The following is a 19839-nucleotide window of genomic DNA, read 5'->3' as shown; positions in this document are numbered from 1 at the left end:
GTCGTTCGCGCGTGCCCCACGCATTAGAGGTGGCATGAGAGCGGAGGACCTGCGCGGCGGCACCAATCGCCCCGGCGTACCAGAGACAGCATTCCGGATGCCGCCCGGCCTCGCGCTGCGCTACGATCTGCCCGCCGCCGATCTGCACGAACTGGTCAGCGGTTACGCGACCTATGCCGCGACCGCGCGCGACGAGATGGTCAACTGGTTCCTGCCCGCGCCGCCGATGATCTGCGTGCTGCTGGATGCCGGGCCGGTCGGGATCGCGATCCGCAACCACCGATTCACCCCCGCGCCGGTCAGCCTGTACGGCGCCACCAGCAATGCGTTCCGGGCAACGACCACCGGCGGCGTCCAGGTCGGGATCGGTCTGACCGCGCTCGGCTGGGTGCGGATGTTCGCGCGGCCCGCGGGGACGTTCCACAATCGCGTGGTGCCGCTCGATCAGGTGCTACACCCCGACGTCGCGCAACAGATGCTGTCCGCGCTGGAGGCTGTTGGCGACGAACGCGCGATCGCACCGACGCTCGACGCGATCCTCGCGCCGATGTTCATGCACCGTCACCCGCACGAGGAGGCGATCCGCGGCTTCACCGAGCTGATGTTGGTCGACGGCGTGATCGAGATCGGCGACGCGGCGGAACGGCTGGGGTTGCCGACGACGACGCTGCGCCGGCTGGCGATCTACGCGTTCGGGATGCCGCCCAAGATCCTGCTGCGCCGCGCGCGCTTCCTGCGCTCGTTCGTCAGCCTGCTGCGCGCGGGCGAGCCGATGGCGTACCACCTGATCGACAGCAGCTATTACGACGCGTCGCATTTCCTGCGCGACGCCAACACGTTTCTCGGCACCACGCCGCGGCGGTTCATAGCGCAGGGCACGACCTTCATGGCGGCGAGCATGGTCGCGCGCGCCGCCGCGATCGGCCCCGCGACGCAGGCGCTCCACGCGCACCCGCGCTAGCCGGTCGCATAGGCCGCGCGGCGCATGACATAGTCGCGCGTCTCGTACGGCGGGGCGAGCCCCTCGACCCAGGCGCCGTGCGCGTGCGTGAGCGCGACGAGTTCCATTGGCGAACCGCCGGGCCAGCATTGCACCCGGACCTCGTGCCGATGGAGGTCGCGGTTGGGCTCCATCATCACCCAGGCGAGCGGACGCTCGCGCGTGGCACGCGCGCCCGCGGCCGCCATCGCCGCGCCGATGCGCGCGCGGCCGGCGGGCGACAGATATTGCCACACCACCGAATGCATCAGCACACGGGTCACGCCCGCCGGCTGCGGCTCGGCGAGCCGCGCCTCGACCCAGTCGGCGGCGTCGCCCTGTTCGAGCTCGACCCCGTGTTCGCGCACCATCGCGATCGCGGTGTCGAGCCGAGCCTGCCGCTGGACCGCGTCGACCCAGACGTAAGCCTGCAACCGCTCGGCCGCTCGCGCGCTGTCGAGGTCGACCGGCGCGATGTCGACACCGCGCGCGCACGTGACCGCGACCCGGGCGGCGGGCGGCGTCGCCCCGCGCCACACCGGCGTGATTCGAAGTGGCGACCCAGCGGGGCCGACCGCGACGCCGCCCAGATCGAAATGCATCCGTCCAATCAGCAGGTTGAGCCCGGCGCTCGAACCGATCTCCAGCAATTCGATGCTCGGACCAAAACGCTGTGTGACGTGGAGCAGCCCGGTCATCAGGCCGGCGGAGCGGGCAACCTCGTTCGTTTGCGGCGGCCCGTCGAGCCACGGGAGTAATGCGGTATCGTGATGCGCGACGGCATTCACCAGTGCCGCGTCGACGTCGGGATCGTCGGTAATTGTGCCGGCGAACACTTGCGACAACGGCGCGTCAAGGCCGCGTCGATGGATCGCGTGGATCCCGCCGATCAGCCGCAACACCAGCGCATCGGCGACGGGTTCGCCCGTCCAGTCGAGCACCCGTCGCCCGACCAACGTCTCCCGCGTCAGTGCGCGGCCGAGGGCGCGTGCCACACGCGCGGTGACCGGCGCGTCCATCGCATCGCAATAGCCCGCCTGGATCTCGAACGCCGCCCGGTTTTCCGCCTCGCTCGCCATCGCGCGTCTCCTGTCTCGTTGCGCGACATTGCGCCCCCTCCCCGGCGCTCGTAAAGCCCACGCATCATGCCAGCCGACCAGCAAGACGTGACCGTCATCGCGGTGCCCAAGGGCCGAATCCTCGCCGAGGCGCTGCCGCTGCTCGCGCGCGCGGGCGTCGTGCCCGAGGCCGCCTTCTCCGACGAGAACAGCCGCGCGCTCCGCTTCGCGACGCAGGACCCGCGCATCGCGCTGATCCGGGTGCGTGCGTTCGACGTCGCGACCTTCGTCGCGCACGGGGCGGCGCAGCTCGGCATCGTCGGGTCGGACGTGCTGGCCGAGTTCGACTATCCCGAACTCTATGCGCCGGTTGACCTAGGCATCGGCCATTGCCGGTTGTCGGTCGCCGAGCCCGCGGATCTCGCCGCGAACGACGATCCGCGCGGATGGAGCCACGTGCGCGTTGCGACCAAATATCCGCACCTGACCGCGCAGCATTTCGCGCGCCGCGGCGTCCAGGCGGAGTGCATCAAGCTCAATGGCGCGATGGAGCTCGCCCCGCTGCTCGGGCTCGCGCCGCGGATCGTCGACCTTGTGTCGTCGGGGCGGACGCTGAAGGAGAACGGGCTGGTCGAGGTGGAGCCGATCCTCGACGTGTCGGCGCGGCTCGTCGTCAACCGTGCCGCGATGAAGACGCGCGCGCACGTATTTCCGCTGGTGGAGGCGTTCCGCCGCGCCGCGGCTGCAGCGGAGGTCGCGGCATGATCCGTCTGGACGCCGGCGACGCGGGATTCGAGGCCGCCTTCGCACGCCTGGTCGACGATCGCCGCGAAACCTCGACCGACGTCGCGCGCGACGTGTCGACGATCATCCGCGCGGTGCGCGACGACGGCGACGCCGCGCTCCACGCCTTCACGCAGAAGCTCGACCGCCACGATCTGAACGAGACCGGCTGGCGCGTCGACGCTGGCGACTGCGCTGCGGCGTTCGAGGCGCTCGAGCCCGAGCTGCGGATCGCGCTCGAACTCGCCGCGACGCGCATCCGCGCCTATCACGAGCGCCAGCGCCCGACCGACACCGATTTCACGGATGCGGCGGGCGTGCGGCTGGGCGCGCGGTGGCGCGCGGTCGACGCGGCGGGCATCTACGTGCCGGGGGGACGCGCGGCCTACCCCTCGACGCTGCTGATGAACGCGATCCCTGCGCGCGTCGCGGGCGTCGAGCGGCTGGTGGTCGTCACCCCCACCCCCGATGGCGAGGTCAACCCGCTCGTCCTCGCCGCCGCGCATCTGGTCGGTGCGGACGAGGTGTGGCGCGTCGGCGGCGCGCAGGCGGTGGCCGCGCTCGCGTATGGCACGCCCCGCATCGCGCGCGTCGACGTCGTCACCGGCCCCGGCAACGCCTGGGTCGCGGAGGCGAAGCGGCAGGTCTACGGCGTGGTCGGGATCGACATGGTCGCGGGTCCGAGCGAGATCGTCGTCGTCGCCGATGCGCGGAACGATCCCGAATGGATCGCCGCCGACCTGCTCAGCCAGGCCGAGCACGACGTCACGACGCAGTCGATCCTGCTGACCGACGATGCCGATTTCGCTGCTGCCGTCGAGGCGGCGGTCGAGCGCCAGCTCGCCGAGCTGCCGACCGCGGCGACGGCGCGCGTCGCGTGGGCTGACAATGGCGCGGTGATCGTCGTGCCGAGCCTCGCCGACGCGATCCCGCTGGTCGACCGGCTCGCCCCCGAACACGTCGAGTTCGCGTGCGATGATCCGCGCGCACTGTTCGACCGCCTGCGTCACGCGGGCAGCGCGTTTCTGGGGCGACACACGCCCGAGGCGATCGGCGATTACGTCGCGGGTCCGAACCACGTCCTGCCGACCGGCCGGCGCGCGCGGTTCGCGAGTGGACTGGGCGTCACCGATTTCATGAAGCGGACGAGCTTCCTGCAACTCGACGAGAGCGCGCTCAACGAATTGGGACCCGCGACGGTCGCACTCGCGAATGCCGAAGGATTGCCCGCGCACGCCAAATCGGTGGCGCTCAGGATCAGGACGAATCGCTGAACCTGCGTCACCCCGGCCGCCGGCCGGGGTAACCGCCACCGCGGCGAATTACCCCGCGGACGCCATCTCGGCCTTCCGGTTCGCGCTGCCCGTCGCCATCGCGGTCAGCTTGTCGTCGGTGGCATATTCCTCCGCCAACGTTTCCTTCAGGATCGACGCGATCTCGCCGCGGCCCATCTGTTCGGCCCAGGCGATCAGCGTGCCGTAGCGCGCGATCTCGTAATGCTCGACCGCCTGTGCCGCGGCGATCAGGGCCGCGTCGAGCACCGCCTTGTCGGCGATTTCGCCCGCGACTTCGGTCGCTTCCTTGATGATGCCGTCGATCGCCGGGCAGGTGACGCCCTTCACCGCCTCACCCATCAAGCCGAAGATGCGGTCGAGCCGGTCGATCTGAACGCGCGTCTCGCTCAGATGCTGCTCGAACCCCGCCTTCAATCCCGCGTCGCTCGCTTTCGCGATCATGGTGGGCAACGCCTTGGTGATCTGCTTCTCGGCGTAATAGACGTCCTGCAACTGGTGCAGGAACAGGTCGTCGAACGTTTTGATGTCCTTGGAAAACAGGCCCATGGTCGTCGCTCCTCGTGAATGGTGCGGTATCAACGAGCAGGGCGCGGCCACGTTGCGGTGCGTTGGAGGGGTGACGAAACGCGCGTGCGCGGCTACAGGCGGCCGCTTATGTCCCGCACCGCTGCCCGTTCGCGCGCCCGCGCCGCCGCTCGCCTCGCCGCCGTCCAGGCGCTGTACCAGCACGAGATGGAGGGGACGAACATCCCCCAGTTGCTGACCGAATTCCACCATCACCGGCTGGGCGCGACGATCGAGGACGTCGAATATGCCGACGCCGACACCGCGTTCTTCGACGATCTGGTGAAGGGGACGCAGGCGCGGTTGGACGAGATCGACCGACTGATCGCGGCGCGGCTGTCGTCGGGGTGGAGTTTCGATCGGCTCGACAAGCCGATGAAGGCGATCCTGCGCGTCGGCACCTACGAACTGCTCGCGCGCAGCGACGTGCCCGTGGGCGCGTCGATCAGCGAATATATCGACGTCGCCGACGCGTTCTACGAACGCCGCGAGAAGGGTTTCGTCAACGGCATCCTCGACGCGGTAGCGAAGGACGTGCGCGGTGCGGCCGCGCCCGCGACGCCCGCGAAAGCCGACTGAGGCGTGGGCGAGGTCGTCAGCCTTCGCCGCGCGCGCAAGGCGAAGGCGCGCGCCGACGCGCAGGCGACCGCCGCCACCAACCGCGCCGTGTTCGGCCGCACCAAGGCGGAGAAGCAGCGCGACGCGGCCGAGCACGACCGGATGACGCGAACGCTCGACGGCGCACGGCGCGAGGATTGACGCGGGCGCGTCGCCTCGGGCGCGGCAGTGAGTGACATCGCGGCGCGAGCCGTTACCGTCGCACCGTGACCTTTTTCGAAAGCCTTCTGACGCTGATGCTCGCCGCGGTGGCGATGCTTCAGGTCGCGCGGCGCCTGTCGCTCCCCTACCCGACCGTGATGGCGGCGGCGGGCGTCGCGGTGGCGGCGATCCCGGGTGCGCCGGTGCTGTCGATCGACCCCGAGACCGCGCTCGCGCTGTTCATCGCGCCGATCCTGGTCGATGCGGCGTTCGATTTTCCGGCAGGCGCGGCGCGGCGGCTGATGCTGCCGTTGATCGTTTACGCGGTGCTGGCGGTGCTCGCGACCGCGGTCTTCGTCGCGTGGATCGGCTGGTTCACGATGGGGCTGCCCGTCGCCGCCGCGCTGACGCTGGGCGCGATCGTCGCCCCGCCCGACGCCGCTGCCGCGACCGCGGTGCTGACCAACCTGCCGGTCGCGAAGCGCGTCGCGGGCGTGCTGAAGGGCGAGAGCCTGTTCAACGACGCGACCGCGCTGCTGCTGTTCAACGCCGCACTCGCCGCGCAGATGAGCGGCACGTTCGACTGGGGCACGGGCGCGCGCTTCGCGCTCGCGGCCCCCGGCGGCATCGCGTTCGGGATCGCCTACGGCCTGCTCGTGCGCCGGGTGCAGCCGCTGGTCGAGAACACCGTCGGCGGCACGCTGCTGCAATTCCTCCACGCCTTCGTCGCGTGGATCGTCGCCGAGCATCTCGGGCTGTCGGCGGTGCTGGCGACGGTTGCGAGCGCGATGACGATCGCGACGAGCGCGGGCGATCGTACCTCGCCGCGGATGCGGGTCCATTCCTACGCGGTATGGACCACGGTCGTGTTCCTGCTGAACGTGTTCGCGTTCCTGCTGATGGGCGAGCAGGCGCGCAACATCGTGACCGCGATGTCGGGGCAGGAATTGATCAACGCCGGCTGGCTCGCCTTGTGGGTCGTGCTGGGCGTCGTCGCGACGCGGTTGCTGATCGCGTTCGGGTATCGCGGCGTCGTGCTGTGGCGGGTCAACCGCGGGCACCGGATGAAGCCGATCAGTCTGGCCGAGACGTTCCTGATCGGCTGGTCGGGGATGCGCGGGCTGGTGACGCTCGCGACCGCGTTCGCGCTGCCCGCCGCGTTCCCGCAGCGCGACACGGTGGTGCTCGCCGCGTTCGCGGTGGTGCTGGCGACCGTGGTGATCCAGGGCGCGACGCTGACCCCGCTGATCCGCGCGCTCGGGATCGGACGCGAGCAAGAGGCGCGCGAGGAGATCGACCGGGCCCGCCTCGATCTCGCCGAGGCGGCGCTCCATCGGCTGGAGGGCGAGCAGGGCGATGCCGCCGACCAGTTGCGACGCGAATATCAGGACATCCGCGACGGCATGTCGGGCAAGGACCCCGACACGCTCAACCGCCGCCACGGCCTCGCGATCGCGGCGGTGCTGGCGCAGCGCGAGCGGTTGGAGACGTTGCGCGGCGACCAGGCGATCAGCAGCGACACCTATCTGCTGCTCCAGGAGGCGCTCGACTGGCGCCAGCTGACCGTCTCGGGCGACGAGGATCGCCGCATCGAGGAGAATTGAGCGTGGACGAACGCGCGTTCCTCGATCGCCTGCGGGCGCTGCCGCTCCACCCGGGCGCCAGGGGCCTGCGCGACGATACCGCCCTGCTCTCCGGGCTGGTCGTCACCACCGACACGATGGTGGAGGGCGTCCACTTCCTGTCGAGCGATCCGGCCGGCGACGTCGCGTGGCGGCTGGTCGCGACCAACCTGTCCGATATCGCCGCCAAGGGCGCGCGGGTCGAGGGCGTGCTGCTCAACTATCCGCTGTCGGACCCGGCGTGGGACGACGCGTTCCTGCGCGGCTTCGACGCGGTGCTCGCGCAATACGACGCGCGGCTGCTCGGCGGCGACACGGTGACGCGGCCAGCGGGCACGCCGCGCGTACTGACGCTGACCGCGTTCGGCGCAGACGCGCCCGCGCCGCCGCGTTCGGGTGCGCGCGCGGGTGATGCCCTGTGGGTGACCGGCACGATCGGCGACGCCAGGCCGGGTCTCGCGATCGCGCGGAGCGGCGATGCGCGCGGTGACGACGAGGCGTATCTGCTCGCGCGCTATCGCCGGCCGACCCCACGTCTCATCGAAGGTCGCATGCTCGCGCCGCACGTCCACGCGATGATGGACGTGTCCGACGGCCTGCTGATCGACGCGGCGCGCATGGCGGAGGCGAGCGGATTGTCGGTGACGGTCGCGCTCGACGCGGTGCCGCTGTCGCCCGCGGCCCGCGCCTGCGGACTGGACGCACTCGCCGCCGCGACCGCGGGGGACGATTACGAACTGCTGTTCGCCGCGCCAGCCGACTGGACGCCGCCTGTGCCCGCCACGTTGGTCGGACGCTTCGCGGCCGGAGCCGGTCTGTCGCTGACCGATCTCGGCGTGGCCGTTCGCCTGCCCGATCATCTGGGTTATCAGCACGGCGCTTGACTTAACGCGTTGTTGGGTGCCCCTTCGGCGACGGGCGAGCGCGAGCGAACAAACGCGCCGTTCGTGAAAATAGGAGGGAAGAACGGGCATGACGAGCGTCTATGTCGCCATTCTCTGCGGTCTGCTGGCCGTGGCCTATGGCATCCTCACGAGCGGCCAAGTGCTGCGACAACCCGCCGGCAACGACAAGATGCAGGACATCGCCGCCGCGATCCAGGAAGGCGCGAAGGCGTATCTCGGGCGGCAGTACACCACCATCGCGATCGTCGGCGTGGTCGTCGCGGTCGTGCTGTTCGCGACGCTGGGCCTGCTGTCGACCACCGGCTTCGTCATCGGAGCGCTGCTGTCGGGGGTCGCGGGTTATGTCGGGATGAACATCTCGGTTCGCGCCAACGTGCGCACCGCGGAGGCCGCGCGTGGGAGCTTGCAGGGCGGGCTGACCACCGCGTTCCGCTCGGGCGCGGTGACGGGGATGCTCGTCGCGGGGCTGGGCCTGCTCGCGATCGCGGGGTTCTTCTGGTACCTCGTCGGGCCGGGCGGGCGCGCGCCCAACGACCGCGCGATCGTGGAGGCGTTGACCGCGCTGGCGTTCGGTGCCTCGCTGATCTCGATCTTCGCGCGTCTGGGTGGCGGCATCTTCACCAAGGCCGCCGACGTTGGCGCGGACCTCGTCGGCAAGGTCGAGGCGGGCATTCCCGAGGACGATCCGCGCAACCCCGCGGTGATCGCGGACAATGTCGGGGACAATGTCGGCGATTGCGCGGGCATGGCCGCCGACCTGTTCGAGACCTATGTCGTCACGCTTGGCGTCACGATGATCTCGATCGCGCTGCTTATCCGCGCGGACGCGGCCGAACTGCTGCGGTTGATGAGCCTGCCGCTGATCGTCGGCGGGGTCTGCATCGTGACCTCGATCCTGGGCACCTACATGGTGCGGCTGGGGCGCGGCGGGTCGATCATGGGCGCGCTGTACAAGGGGTTCTGGACCTCGGCGCTGCTCTCCATCCCCGCAATCTACGCGGTGACGCGCTGGACGCTCGGTGACATGAACGCGGTGATCGGCGGCGCGGGCTTCCTCGATCCGGCGGGCGACGACCTGACGACGGGCGCGGAGGGTGCGGTGCAGGCGGGCGGCACGCTCGCGTCGTTCACGGGCAACGACCTGTTCTGGTGCATGCTGATCGGCCTCGCGGTCACCGGGCTGATCGTGTGGATCACCGAATATTACACCGGCACCAACTATCGCCCGGTCAAGTCGATCGCCAAGGCATCGGAGACGGGCCACGGCACCAACGTGATCCAAGGCCTCGCGATCAGCCTGGAGGCGACCGCGCTGCCCACGTTGGTCATCGTCGTCGCGGTCATCGCCGCCTACAAGCTCGCCGGGATCATCGGCATCGCGTTCGGTGCGACCGCGATGCTCGCACTCGCGGGGATGGTTGTCGCGCTCGACGCTTACGGGCCCGTCACCGACAACGCCGGCGGCATCGCAGAGATGGCGGGGCTGGAGGACGAAGTGCGCGCGCGCACCGACGCGCTCGACGCGGTTGGCAACACGACCAAGGCGGTGACCAAGGGTTACGCGATCGGCTCCGCCGGGCTCGCCGCGCTGGTCCTGTTCGGCGCGTACACGACCGACCTCGCGACCTATTTCCCCGATCTGACCGTCGATTTCAGCCTGTCGAACCCATACGTCATCGTGGGACTGCTGCTCGGCGCGCTGCTGCCCTATCTGTTCGGCGCCTTCGGGATGACCGCGGTCGGCCGCGCGGCGGGCGCGGTGGTCGAGGAGGTGCGCGAACAGTTCCGCGACAATCCCGGCATCATGCAGGGCACCAACCGGCCCAATTACGGCCGCACCGTCGACCTCGTCACCCGCGCCGCGATCCGCGAGATGATCGTGCCGTCGCTGTTGCCCGTCCTCTCGCCGATCGCGCTCTACTTCATCGTCCGCGCGGTCGACGGGCAGGCGAGCGCATTCGCCGCGGTCGGCGCGATGCTCTTGGGCGTGATCGTCTCCGGGCTGTTCGTCGCGCTGTCGATGACCTCCGGGGGCGGCGCGTGGGACAATGCGAAGAAGTACATCGAGGACGGCAACCACGGCGGCAAGGGATCTGACGCGCACAAGGCCGCGGTGACGGGTGACACCGTCGGCGATCCGTACAAGGACACCGCGGGCCCCGCGGTCAATCCGATGATCAAGATCACCAACATCGTCGCCCTCCTGCTGCTCGCCGCGCTGGCGGGCGGTGCCGGCTGAGCAAACGTCCGGTGGGGGCGGTGCACGCCCCCGCCGGTTGCGGCATCGCGGCCACAGTGCCGCCGCTTTGCTGGACGCGAATTTTTAGACCCTTGCCCCGGCCGCAATTCCACTGAATGTTGCGCCTGCGTGACCACAATGCGCCGAATGTTACGGCGATCGCACGCACGGGGGGTTCATGAGACAAACGATCACGCGCCTGAAAACCGGTATCGCGGCCGCCGCGCTGCTTGCCGGCATCCACGCCGCACCCGCTGTGGCGCAGCAGTCGGGCGTCGTCGCCGCGCAAGAAGCGCAGGCGGAGACGCCGGGCGACGACATCGTCGTCACGGGGTCGCGCATCCGGCGCGATCCGCTCGATCAACCCTCGCCGATCACGACCGTCGACGAAGCATCGATCGCGCGCACCGGCCTGTCCTCGATCGCGGACGTGCTGCAGCGGATCCCGGCGTCGTCGGGCGGGCTCAACAGCAAATTCAACAATTCGGGCAATCTCGGCAATCCGCCCGACGGCGGCGGCGTCGGCGCAGGCTCGGCCGCGATCGACCTGCGATATCTCGGCGCCAAGCGCACGCTCGTGCTGGTCGACGGCCTGCGCTACGTCAACGGCGCGTCGGCGAGCGGCATTCCCGGCACGGTCGACCTCAATTCGATCCCCGACGTCATGATCGAGCGGGTCGAAGTGCTGCAATCCGCCGCCTCGTCACTCTACGGTTCCGACGCGATCGGCGGCGTCGTCAACATCATCACCAAGGAAAAGCAGGTCGGGCTGAAGGCGAGCGCGCAATACGGCCAGTTCCTCGATACGCACGACGGGCAGACGCAGAACTACCAGCTGAGCTACGGCGTCGGCGACGACCGCGTCCATGTCGTCGGCGGCGGCTTCTACACCAAGCAGCAGGACGTCAGCGCGCGCGACCGCGCGATCTCGCAATTTCCCAATCCCGGCCAGACGTCGTGCAGCGACCCGATCGGCGGCTGTTCGAGCTTCACCCCGCTCGGTCGATTCCTGATCAACGGGCAGAATTTCACGCTGCGCCAGCCGGTGCTGACCGGACGGCCGGTCTATGATCCGACGCTGACCGGTGGCAGTTTCAAGCCGTTCACCGCGGCTGACCGGTTCAACTTCGCACCGTACAATTATTTCCTGACCCCCAACGAACGCTACGGCGGGTTCGTGTCGGCGCGCGCGTCATTCTCCGACGCGCTCAACCTGCGCGTGAAGGCGGTGTACAACCGCCGCAATTCGCAGAATCAGGCCGCGTTCTTGCCGCTCGGCATCGGTCCCGACGTCGGCAACGGCAATCTGCTCGATACGCTGTCGGTCGACGCGACCAACCCGTACAATCCGTTCGGCGTCACGCTGGTGCCCGGGCAGAATTACACCGCGATCTTCCGTCGGCTGGTCGAGGCGGGGCAGCGCACCTACACGCAGCGCGTCGACACGATGAGCCTGACCGGCACGCTCGACGGCAAGTTCCAGATGTTCGGGCACAATTGGTACTGGGACGCGAACGCCGTCATCGGGTTCAACGATGCCAAGCAGGTCTTCACCGGCAACATCAACGCGCTCAGGCTCCAACAGGCGCTCGGCCCGGTCAGCCAGTGCACCGGCGACTGCGTGCCGTTCAATTTCTTCGGCGGCGTCGGCTCGATCACCCCGGCGATGCTCGGCTTCGTCGGCTTCGACGAGAAATCGCGCTCGCGCCAGGAATTGCAGGATTATACCGCCAATCTGTCGGGTGAGTTGTTCGACCTGCCCGGAGGGCCGGTCGGCATCGCGATCGGCTACGAACACCGCAACCAGTTCGGCAGCTTCACCCCCGATCCGGTCACGCAGGCGGGCTACAGCGCCGACATTCCCGCGCAGGCGGCCGCGGGCCGGTTCAACACCGACGAGGTCTACGGCGAGCTTCGCCTGCCGCTGCTGCGCGACGTGCCCTTCTTCTCCTCGCTCGAGCTGAACGGCGCGGTGCGCTATTCGGATTATTCGACCTTCGGCGGCAACACCACGCTGACCGGCGGCGCATTGTGGAAACCCGTCGCCGACCTGCTGCTGCGCGGGTCCTACGCCGAGAGCTTGCGAGCGCCGTCGATCGGCGAATTGTTCGGCGCGCAGTCGCGTTTCGATCAGCCGATCAGCGATCCGTGCAGCAACATCGCCGGGTCCGCGTATCGCGCATCGGCGACGGTGCGGACGAACTGCACCGCGAACGGCGTTCCCGCCAACGGCAGCTATGCCGAGCCCGACGGGCAGCTTCCCGTGCTGACCGGGGGCAATGCCGCGCTCCAGCCCGAAACCGCGCGCACGCTGCTGTTCGGCGGTGTCTACAGCCCCGCCTGGGCGCGCCGCGGATTCGCCAGCGCATTGAGCCTCGAAGTCAATTACTACGACATCAAGGTCGATGGGGCGATCGCCGCGATCCCCGCCGACGTACTGCTCGGGCGCTGCGCGCAGACCGCGGACGCGCTCAGCTGCGCCGCGATCCGCCGCGCGCCGAGCGGCATCGTCACCGCGATCAACGGCGTTCTGCTCAACACCGGCGGCATCCGCACCCGCGGGATCGACGGCACCTTCACCTTCCGCTCGCGCGAGACCGGCGTCGGCACGTTCGGGCTGTCGGTGCTGGGCAATTACCTGCTCCGCTACGAGGAGGTCGTGCCGGCCACCGACGGCACCACGACGACGCGCTACACCGGGACCGAGCGCGGCAGCCCCGACCAGGCGTATCCCCACTTCAAGGGGCAGGCGATCCTCGACTGGAGCGGCGGTCCGATCGGCGCGACGCTGACCGGGCGCTACATCGACAATGTGATCGAGAGCCAGAACGGCAACCGGCTCGACGCGCGCTTCTACACCGACGTGCAGCTGCAATTCCGCCCCAGCTGGCTCGACAACCGGCTCGCGCTGACGATCGGCGTCAACAACGTCCTCGATCGCGATCCGCCGGCCTGCTTCAGCTGCAGCCTGAATAATTACGACCCGACGACCTACGACGTGCCGGGACAGTTCGGTTATCTGCGCCTGTCCTTCGGGCTCTGAGATAATTGCGGCGCCGGCCATCCTGCCGGCGCCGCCGCTTTCCCGGCCCAAGAACCACTCCCCTATCGTGACGGCGCGCGCCTTGCCCCCGCCCCGTCCGCTTCCCATCTAATTAAAGCTGGCGGCCGGTCGCTGCACGGCTGCCCGGTCCGACGAACTTTCCGCGTGCTTCCTTCCCTTTTCCGCACTTGTCGGCTAAGGGCGCGCACGTCCAATCCCGAAAGAGACACCGTTTGGCGAAAGAAGAACTCCTCGAGATGCGCGGCCAGGTGGTCGAGTTGCTGCCCAACGCGATGTTCCGCGTCCGGCTCGAGAACGATCACGAAATCCTCGGTCACACCGCGGGCAAGATGCGCAAGAACCGCATCCGCGTGCTCGTCGGTGACGAGGTGCTGGTCGAGCTGACCCCATACGACCTGACCAAGGGGCGCATCACCTACCGCTTCATGCCCGGCCGCGGCGGCCCCGGCCCGCAATAACGCACCGGGCGCAACCCGCCCGCGTCTCCGATGCCGCTCGTCCTCGCCTCCTCCTCGCCGCGCCGGCGCGATCTGCTCGCGCGCCTGGGCGCCGCGCCCGATCGCGTCGCCGCGCCCGAGATCGACGAAACCCCGCTGAAGGGCGAAATGCCGCGCGCCTATGCGCTGCGCCTCGCGGTGGAGAAAGCGCGCGCCGTTTCCCGCGCCGACGGTGAAGTCGTGCTCGCCGGTGATACCACCATCGCGCTCGGCCGCCGCATCCTGCCGCCCGCCACGTCCGAACAGGTCCAGCGCGAATTGCTCGCGGCCTTGTCGGGCCGCCGCCACCACGCGCTCTCCGCGATCTGCGTGATCGACGCGCACGGCACCGAACGCACGCGGCTCGCCGACACGATCGTCGCGTTCAAACCGCTTACCCCGCACGAGATCGACGCCTATGTCGCGTGCGGTGAGGGTCTGGGCAAGGCGGGCGGCTACGCGATCCAGGGCCGCGCCGAGGGCTGGGTCCGGTTCCTGTCGGGCAGCCACTCGGGCGTGATCGGCCTGCCCCTGTTCGAGACGCGCGCGCTGCTCGTCACCGCCGGCATCCTTGGCTGACCGCCCTACCCACGCGCACTGGCTTTACGAGGACGGCATCGGCGAGGCGCGCGCCGCGCTCGTCCACGACGACCACATCCTCGCCGCACGGATCGAACTCCCCGGACGGTTGCGGGTGGGCACCGTCGCGCGCGCGCGGCTGACCGAGTTCCAGCTCGCGACGATCGACGGCGGCGAGCAGGTGATGCTCGACCGCCGCCCGCCCGGCGTGACGCTCGGCGCCGCGATCACGGTCGAGCTGGTACGCGAGACGATCCCCGAGCCCGGGCGCGCCAAGCGCGCACGCGCGCGGGTGACCGACGCCGCGCCGGTCGCGGGGCCCGACTTGCTCGCGCGCATCTCGGCCACCGGACACCCCGTCCACCACCTGCGCCCCCACGAGGCCGATCGGCTGGAACAGGCCGGCTGGAGCGAGGTGCTCGACGAGGCCTCGTCGGGCGAGATCGCATTCGCCGGCGGCGCGCTGCGGATGTCGCCGACGCCCGCGATGACGCTGTTCGACGTCGACGGCGATGGCCCGCTCGACCAACTCGCCGAACGCGCCGCGGCCGCGGTGGCGCGCGCGATCCGGCGCCACGCGATCGGCGGCTCGATCGGCATCGACTTTCCAACGATCACGGGCAAGGCGCAGCGTCTCGCGGTCGCCGCCGCGATCGACGCGCATCTGGCTCTGCCGTTCGAGCGTACCGCGGTGAACGGCTTCGGCTTCCTCCAGATCGTGCGCCCGCGCCCGCGCGCCTCGCTGCCCGAATTGCTGCGCGACGATCCCGTCGCCGCCGCCACGCGCGCCGCGCTGCGCCAGATCGAGCGCACGCCGCCGACCGCGCCGAACCACCACCGGCTGCCTCCGCCCGTCGCCGCGCGCCTCGCCGCCGAGCCCGACTGGTATTCTGCGCTGGTGCGCCGCACCGGTCGCGCGCCTATATTGGACGCATGACCAGCCGCTGCCCGATCTGCGCCGCCCCCGCGACGCGCGACCACGCCCCCTTCTGCAGCCGCGGCTGCAAGGACCGCGACCTGCTGCAATGGCTCGGCGAAGGATATCGCATCCCGGGGCCGTCAACCGACGAAGAAGCGCTGGACAGCCCCGCCAACCACGACTAAGGACGCCGCTCACCGCCGTTCGGCGGCTTGGCCCAGGTAGCTCAGTTGGTAGAGCATGCGATTGAAAATCGCAGTGTCGGCGGTTCGATCCCGTCCCTGGGCACCACGTTTATGATCAGGTACGCTGGCCATCAAACCGTGGTCCAGTGACCACCTTATTTCGAATTCATCTCATACGGTCGAGCAGCCCGCGTCGGGCTGCGCAAAGCTCGACAGCTATTAGCTAGCGTCCGTGATAATGAAAAGTAGCGACGGAGCCTGCGATTGCGGTCAATACCTCACGTCCGATTCGTGAGGCGCCCGGTTCCGCCTGCTCCAATCTCTCGTTGCAGAAAAACTACTGACGCTTTCGCCCGCTGTACGCACATAGAATGTTGCACCGGCTGTTGGACAGCGGATAGGTTTAATTGTGCGTCAAACCGCGCAGCGAATCTGCCGGCTTTTACGAGTGCGTCGAGCAATCGCAGCGATCCACGAACATGTAACCGTTCTCACTTATCGAGGCGCTCGCCAAGATTGTAATGATGCGCTCTGGTTTCCTTCAACCGCCACTGTCGGGGGTCAACGGCGATGGGCCAACTTCGAATCAGAGAAGTCTGCGGCTTTGGGAAACGCGTCGGTTGATCACTCAGGTTTTGAAGTTCGGCCTCAGACTACGCAGTTTTCTGCGAGAGCACGTCTTTGTTTAGCCGTAGATACTCGCGGATCTTTGGCCCTTCACCTCTGCGAGACACAATACCTTGGTCGACGGGAGCTTGCCGGGCAAAAAAATCTTGGCAGCCTAGACCCACAATCGGTCATTCCCGCCACCTCGCGGGCATCGCTGCTTTCGCCATTCGTTATCTGAAACAAAGGCGGCTTGAGCATCGCCTAGGCGATCGTCGGGATGATACCGCCCTCGACCCGTACCGCCGCCCCGTTGGTGATCGCTCCGAGCGGACTCGCGAGCAGTGCAACCTGCGCGGCAATCTCCTCGGCTTCGATCAACCGGCGGATGAGCGATAGCGGCCGGAGCTTGGCAAAAAACTCTGCTTCGCGCTCAGCCTCGGGCGCGTCCTTGTTGTCGACGACCGAGCGAATGAAGTCGACGATCCCCTCAGAGCGGGTCGGCCCTGGCAGAACGGAATTGACGGTCACCCCGGTGCCGCGCGTCTGCTCGGCCAATCCGCGTGCGATCGTGAGCTGTGCGGTCTTGGTCATCCCGTAGTGAATCATCTCGCCCGGCACGACGAGCGCGCTCTCGCTCGCGATGAAGAGCATCCGCCCCCAGTCGCGCGCCAGCATGCGGGGAAAATAGTGGCGAGCCAGCCGGGCTCCGCTGACGACATTCACTTCGAATAGACGATGCCAATCCTCGTCGCTGATCTCCGTGAACGGCTTCGCCTCGTAGATCCCGAGATTGTTCACGAGAATGTCGGTGTCGGGCACTGCCTCGATCAGCGCCTCAGCCCCGGCTGACGTCGCCGGGTCGGCCAGCACCGCAGCAACGCTTCCTGCCTTGCTCAACCGCTGCGCGGCCGCATCCAGTTTCGCGCGATCCCGTCCGCAGATCGTGACGGCCACCCCTTCGAGGGCGAGCCGCTCGGCAATCGCCAGGCCAATCCCGGCGGTCGATCCGGTAACGAGCGCGGTCTTGCCAGCGAGTTGCAGGTCCATGTGTCATCTCCTCGTGAACGCCGTCATCTATACACTCACGTGACTGGTGATTAGATCGGATGCCAGCATGGCAGAATTGCACGGGAATCATCAATCGAGATGGATAATCGGCTTGGCGAGATGATGATCTTCCTGGCTGTGGCGGAGCACGGCAGCTTCGTCGCGGCTGCACGCTCGCTGCGGCTCACGCCCTCGGCCGTGAGCCGCGCGATGGCACGACTGGAGAACCGGTTGGGCGTGCAGCTGGCATCCCGAACGACCCGCGCGCTCGCACTAACCGCAGAGGGCCGAGCCTATCGTGAACGCGTCGAAGGGCTGATCGCCGAGATAGACTCGGTTGAGCGCAGCTTCGAGCGAGATCAGACGCCGCGGGGCCTTTTGCGGGTCAACGCGTCGGTCCCGCTCGGCACGCATTGCCTGCTTCCCATTCTCCCCGCATATTTTCGCGAGTGTCCGGCGGTGACGGTCGACCTGACGATGACCGATGCACTCGTCGGTTTGGTCGACGAACAGGCCGACGTGGCGATCCGGGTCGGCCCGTTGCGTGATGCCGACCTAAGGGCGCGCAAGCTCGGCCGGAGCACGATGGCGGTCGTGGCTAGCCCCGCCTACCTCCACGAGCGCGGCGAGCCGATGCATCCGCATGATCTGGAGCATCACGACTGCCTGCGTTTCAACTTCCGCCGGTCAATCGACAGCTGGCCGTTCCGCATCCACGGACGAACAGTCCAGCGAACTCCGACAGGTCACTTCCTCGGCTCTTCTGGTGAGGCGGTGCGGCTGATGGCGCTCGCCGGCGGCGGTCTCGCCCGCCTTGGCCGCTTCCACATCGCGGAGGACCTCGCGTCGGGTCGCCTGGTGGAAGTACTGACCGCGTTCAATGCCGGCGACGGTGAGGACATCCATGCCCTTTTCGTCCCGCACGAGCGGCTGGCGGTTCGGGTGCGCTCGTTCGTCGACTTCCTGGCGCGCAATCTTCGGCTGGGCTAGCCTGACCTGGTCGGGCGTAGTCACCCCTGCTGAGGGCGCAATCGCAACGTGGGAAACCTCGTTGCTGGCTCCAGAGACTGCGTCGAGCGCCGCCTCTGGACCCGACTGACGCGTACCAGGCGGCTGATAACGTCTCGGGTTGCGTCATATCCGCGAGTTCGTGCGTCGTCCGGGCCCGCCCTCACCGGCTATATGGTCTGATCCTCAAACGGCCGCTGCCAAGCGCCAGCGATGGTGCTAGCGCGCAGTTATGCTCAAGTTCAAAGCGAAGCGCATCGCGGCGCACACCGACCGCGCGCTCGATCGCCTTCATGCCATCGAGGCCGCAATCATCGCGCTCGACAACGACGATCTCCTCGATTTCGCGGACATCTTCGCGGGTGGCGAAGCTTCGCCGCTGCGCAATATCGCGACGGCGGAGATGGAGCGTCGGAGCATCAGTCTGTGAAGCCCTCACCCTCCCGCTTCCGACGCCTCGACGGCGCCCTCGCAGCCCTGCCCGTCGAGGAGCCGTTGCTGCTCACCGAACTCGACGGCTTTCTTACCGGCCTGCTGATCTTCCCTGAGGAGATTCCGACCGACGAGTGGATGTCGGTGATCTGGGGCGCGGAGACGGACGGCGTGCCGCCCTTCGATGATCCGATCGACGTGCAATGGTTCGTCGATGCCGTGACCGCCAGGCGGCGCGAAATCGCGCGCGACCTCGATCACGGCAGGCTGCGACCGATCATCGACGTCGACGAGCGCAATGGCGAAGCCTTGTGGGAATATTGGGTCGACGGCCTGAGCGATGCGATATCGCTGCGACCCGAGGTGTGGGACGCGCTCGCGAGGCTCGAACCATGGGAAGCGCCGCTCGGGCGCCTCGCATTGCTGCTGGCGGTCGCGCGGGGAGAGAGCGACCTCGACAGCATGCAGATCAACGCCTTCGAAGAAAACGCCGTCGTCGAACTGACGGCCGTGGTTCAGTTGCTCTACGCAGCTTCCGTGCATGCCGGCGGACCGACCCCGACGCCGACCGGGTCCACGAAGACGGTGAAGGTCGGCCGCAACGACCCCTGCCCGTGCGGCTCGGGAAGGAAGCACAAACACTGCTGTGGGTGAACGGATTTAAGCGGAAGACGGCCCTTCAACCGATCTGCTTTTCAGTGGTCGCGCAAACGCCCTCCTCCGAACATTGCGGAGGCGGAGTTTCGGAGGCCTCGAGACGGGCCGCGATTGCTGGAACGCGTCCTTAACATGCGGTCGGCGAGCCCGATTGTCCCGCCGCAACGTGCGGTATTCGGACAATCTCGCGCGGACATAATTCGCTCAGCGCCGGCGACACGACTGCACACGCTCAAGTCCAGCGCCTGCATACCGACGACGCGGACTTTGACGCCGTTCCGGCACCAGAGCTGCCCGTCACCCTCGTGCACCTTCACGACCTTACGGAGGAAGGGCGGCGGCACGTCGATCATTCATCGCATCTTGCACGCAGTGACCCGCTGTATTGCTAGATGATGGAATGAGACATGAAGCTCTTGCTCGCAGCCCGTATCTTATCCATTTTGATCACCGCGCCAGCACACGTCGCTGTCTGCCGAAACAACACGGAAGTTCATCAAATTCTCTCAGAAAGCGCGCACCAAGGTCGTGCGTTGCAAGGACCGCTAGGGCAAGTTCGCGAGGTGCGGTACGACGGGGGCCATACCGTCAAAGTGAGCGACCGTGATGGCGGTTTGCAGCATGAAGGATGACGAACCGTCATCCGGCCTCAGGGGGGG

20 protein-coding genes and 1 tRNA gene are annotated in these 19839 nt (G+C 68.1%); 18 read left to right on the top strand and 3 right to left on the bottom strand.

The window, feature by feature from the left end:
• Window positions 1–34: 34 nt before the first annotated feature.
• On the top strand, window positions 35–961 hold the full coding sequence (locus tag KZ810_RS14310; RefSeq protein ID WP_219769805.1) for a helix-turn-helix domain-containing protein: 927 nt from the start codon (window positions 35–37) through the stop codon (window positions 959–961).
• Here the strand turns inward: KZ810_RS14310 and KZ810_RS14305 are convergent.
• Complete coding sequence (locus tag KZ810_RS14305) at window positions 958–2058, bottom strand: DUF2332 domain-containing protein (RefSeq protein WP_219769804.1); 1101 nt, start codon at window positions 2056–2058, stop codon at window positions 958–960. The two genes, KZ810_RS14310 and KZ810_RS14305, sit on opposite strands and share 4 nt — an antisense overlap.
• Before the next feature lie 66 nt (window positions 2059–2124).
• Between KZ810_RS14305 and hisG the strand changes: the two genes are divergently transcribed.
• Window positions 2125–2802 (top strand): ATP phosphoribosyltransferase, encoded by a 678-nt coding sequence (gene hisG, locus KZ810_RS14300; RefSeq protein ID WP_219769803.1) that lies wholly within the window; start codon window positions 2125–2127, stop codon window positions 2800–2802.
• Window positions 2799–4094, top strand: a complete 1296-nt coding sequence (gene hisD, locus KZ810_RS14295; RefSeq protein ID WP_219769802.1) for a histidinol dehydrogenase — start codon at window positions 2799–2801, stop codon at window positions 4092–4094. Before hisG ends, hisD begins: the two co-directional genes overlap by 4 nt.
• 48 nt (window positions 4095–4142) lie before the next feature.
• Here hisD and KZ810_RS14290 read toward each other — a convergent pair whose 3' ends face one another.
• On the bottom strand, window positions 4143–4661 hold the full coding sequence (locus KZ810_RS14290; protein WP_219769801.1) for a YciE/YciF ferroxidase family protein: 519 nt from the start codon (window positions 4659–4661) through the stop codon (window positions 4143–4145).
• A 108-nt stretch (window positions 4662–4769) separates the two neighbouring features.
• Here KZ810_RS14290 and nusB point away from each other — a divergent pair, with 108 nt between their 5' ends.
• The 11 genes from nusB to KZ810_RS14235 all read left to right on the top strand — a co-directional run bounded on the left by nusB (window position 4770) and on the right by KZ810_RS14235 (window position 15533).
• Window positions 4770–5258 carry a transcription antitermination factor NusB gene (gene nusB, locus KZ810_RS14285; RefSeq protein WP_219769800.1) on the top strand — a complete coding sequence of 163 codons (489 nt, stop codon included), beginning with the start codon at window positions 4770–4772 and terminating at the stop codon, window positions 5256–5258.
• A gap of 3 nt (window positions 5259–5261) precedes the next feature.
• The gene (locus tag KZ810_RS14280) at window positions 5262–5438 is read left to right on the top strand and encodes a DUF4169 family protein (protein ID WP_219769799.1); all 177 of its coding nucleotides are present in this window, start codon (window positions 5262–5264) and stop codon (window positions 5436–5438) included.
• 65 nt (window positions 5439–5503) lie between these two features.
• On the top strand, window positions 5504–7042 hold the full coding sequence (locus tag KZ810_RS14275) for a cation:proton antiporter (protein ID WP_219769798.1): 1539 nt from the start codon (window positions 5504–5506) through the stop codon (window positions 7040–7042).
• A 2-nt stretch (window positions 7043–7044) separates the two neighbouring features.
• A complete protein-coding gene (thiL, locus tag KZ810_RS14270) occupies window positions 7045–7944 on the top strand; it encodes a thiamine-phosphate kinase (protein WP_219769797.1) in 900 nt (299 codons plus the stop codon).
• A gap of 88 nt (window positions 7945–8032) precedes the next feature.
• A complete protein-coding gene (locus KZ810_RS14265; RefSeq protein ID WP_219769796.1) occupies window positions 8033–10204 on the top strand; it encodes a sodium-translocating pyrophosphatase in 2172 nt (723 codons plus the stop codon).
• 178 nt (window positions 10205–10382) lie between these two features.
• Complete coding sequence (locus tag KZ810_RS14260; protein ID WP_219769795.1) at window positions 10383–13247, top strand: TonB-dependent receptor domain-containing protein; 2865 nt, start codon at window positions 10383–10385, stop codon at window positions 13245–13247.
• Window positions 13248–13480: 233 nt separating this feature from the next.
• Window positions 13481–13726, top strand: a complete 246-nt coding sequence (gene infA / locus KZ810_RS14255) for a translation initiation factor IF-1 (protein WP_026325702.1) — start codon at window positions 13481–13483, stop codon at window positions 13724–13726.
• Window positions 13727–13756: 30 nt separating this feature from the next.
• Window positions 13757–14323: a Maf family protein gene (locus KZ810_RS14250; protein WP_219769794.1), complete on the top strand. Its 567-nt coding sequence runs from the start codon at window positions 13757–13759 to the stop codon at window positions 14321–14323.
• Window positions 14316–15260, top strand: a complete 945-nt coding sequence (locus tag KZ810_RS14245; protein WP_219769793.1) for a ribonuclease — start codon at window positions 14316–14318, stop codon at window positions 15258–15260. The genes KZ810_RS14250 and KZ810_RS14245 overlap by 8 nt, the downstream gene beginning before the upstream one ends.
• A complete protein-coding gene (locus tag KZ810_RS14240) occupies window positions 15257–15427 on the top strand; it encodes a DNA gyrase inhibitor YacG (RefSeq protein ID WP_219769792.1) in 171 nt (56 codons plus the stop codon). The genes KZ810_RS14245 and KZ810_RS14240 overlap by 4 nt, the downstream gene beginning before the upstream one ends.
• A 30-nt stretch (window positions 15428–15457) precedes the next feature.
• Window positions 15458–15533 (top strand) — tRNA-Phe (locus tag KZ810_RS14235).
• Window positions 15534–16297: 764 nt separating this feature from the next.
• Here KZ810_RS14235 and KZ810_RS14230 read toward each other — a convergent pair.
• A complete protein-coding gene (locus KZ810_RS14230) occupies window positions 16298–17083 on the bottom strand; it encodes an SDR family NAD(P)-dependent oxidoreductase (protein ID WP_219769791.1) in 786 nt (261 codons plus the stop codon).
• Window positions 17084–17182: 99 nt separating this feature from the next.
• Between KZ810_RS14230 and KZ810_RS14225 the strand changes: the two genes are divergently transcribed.
• The 4 genes from KZ810_RS14225 to KZ810_RS14210 all read left to right on the top strand — a co-directional run bounded on the left by KZ810_RS14225 (window position 17183) and on the right by KZ810_RS14210 (window position 19812).
• A complete protein-coding gene (locus KZ810_RS14225; RefSeq protein WP_219769790.1) occupies window positions 17183–18073 on the top strand; it encodes a LysR family transcriptional regulator in 891 nt (296 codons plus the stop codon).
• 250 nt (window positions 18074–18323) lie between these two features.
• The gene (locus tag KZ810_RS14220) at window positions 18324–18521 is read left to right on the top strand and encodes a hypothetical protein (RefSeq protein ID WP_219769996.1); all 198 of its coding nucleotides are present in this window, start codon (window positions 18324–18326) and stop codon (window positions 18519–18521) included.
• Window positions 18518–19177 carry a UPF0149 family protein gene (locus tag KZ810_RS14215; RefSeq protein ID WP_219769789.1) on the top strand — a complete coding sequence of 220 codons (660 nt, stop codon included), beginning with the start codon at window positions 18518–18520 and terminating at the stop codon, window positions 19175–19177. Before KZ810_RS14220 ends, KZ810_RS14215 begins: the two co-directional genes overlap by 4 nt.
• 410 nt (window positions 19178–19587) lie before the next feature.
• Entirely contained in the window at window positions 19588–19812 is a 225-nt protein-coding gene (locus KZ810_RS14210) for a hypothetical protein (protein WP_219769788.1), read from the top strand.
• Window positions 19813–19839 lie beyond the last annotated feature (27 nt).

This window comes from Sphingomonas citricola, assembly GCF_019429535.1.
Taxonomy (GTDB): domain Bacteria; phylum Pseudomonadota; class Alphaproteobacteria; order Sphingomonadales; family Sphingomonadaceae; genus Sphingomonas; species Sphingomonas citricola.
The sequence above is the reverse complement of the archived record's forward strand: the minus strand, read 5'-3'. Positions and strand labels throughout refer to the sequence as shown.

Coding starts and splice junctions, on each gene's coding strand:
- KZ810_RS14305 (WP_219769804.1), bottom strand. CDS start 2,058: ATGGCGAGCGAGGCGGAAAACCGGGCGGCGTTCGAGATCCAGGCGGGC.
- hisG (WP_219769803.1), top strand. CDS start 2,125: ATGCCAGCCGACCAGCAAGACGTGACCGTCATCGCGGTGCCCAAGGGC.
- KZ810_RS14240 (WP_219769792.1), top strand. CDS start 15,257: ATGACCAGCCGCTGCCCGATCTGCGCCGCCCCCGCGACGCGCGACCAC.
- nusB (WP_219769800.1), top strand. CDS start 4,770: ATGTCCCGCACCGCTGCCCGTTCGCGCGCCCGCGCCGCCGCTCGCCTC.
- KZ810_RS14290 (WP_219769801.1), bottom strand. CDS start 4,661: ATGGGCCTGTTTTCCAAGGACATCAAAACGTTCGACGACCTGTTCCTG.
- KZ810_RS14230 (WP_219769791.1), bottom strand. CDS start 17,083: ATGGACCTGCAACTCGCTGGCAAGACCGCGCTCGTTACCGGATCGACC.
- hisD (WP_219769802.1), top strand. CDS start 2,799: ATGATCCGTCTGGACGCCGGCGACGCGGGATTCGAGGCCGCCTTCGCA.
- KZ810_RS14210 (WP_219769788.1), top strand. CDS start 19,588: ATGAAGCTCTTGCTCGCAGCCCGTATCTTATCCATTTTGATCACCGCG.
- KZ810_RS14225 (WP_219769790.1), top strand. CDS start 17,183: ATGGATAATCGGCTTGGCGAGATGATGATCTTCCTGGCTGTGGCGGAG.
- KZ810_RS14265 (WP_219769796.1), top strand. CDS start 8,033: ATGACGAGCGTCTATGTCGCCATTCTCTGCGGTCTGCTGGCCGTGGCC.
- KZ810_RS14310 (WP_219769805.1), top strand. CDS start 35: ATGAGAGCGGAGGACCTGCGCGGCGGCACCAATCGCCCCGGCGTACCA.
- KZ810_RS14220 (WP_219769996.1), top strand. CDS start 18,324: ATGCTCAAGTTCAAAGCGAAGCGCATCGCGGCGCACACCGACCGCGCG.
- KZ810_RS14260 (WP_219769795.1), top strand. CDS start 10,383: ATGAGACAAACGATCACGCGCCTGAAAACCGGTATCGCGGCCGCCGCG.
- KZ810_RS14250 (WP_219769794.1), top strand. CDS start 13,757: ATGCCGCTCGTCCTCGCCTCCTCCTCGCCGCGCCGGCGCGATCTGCTC.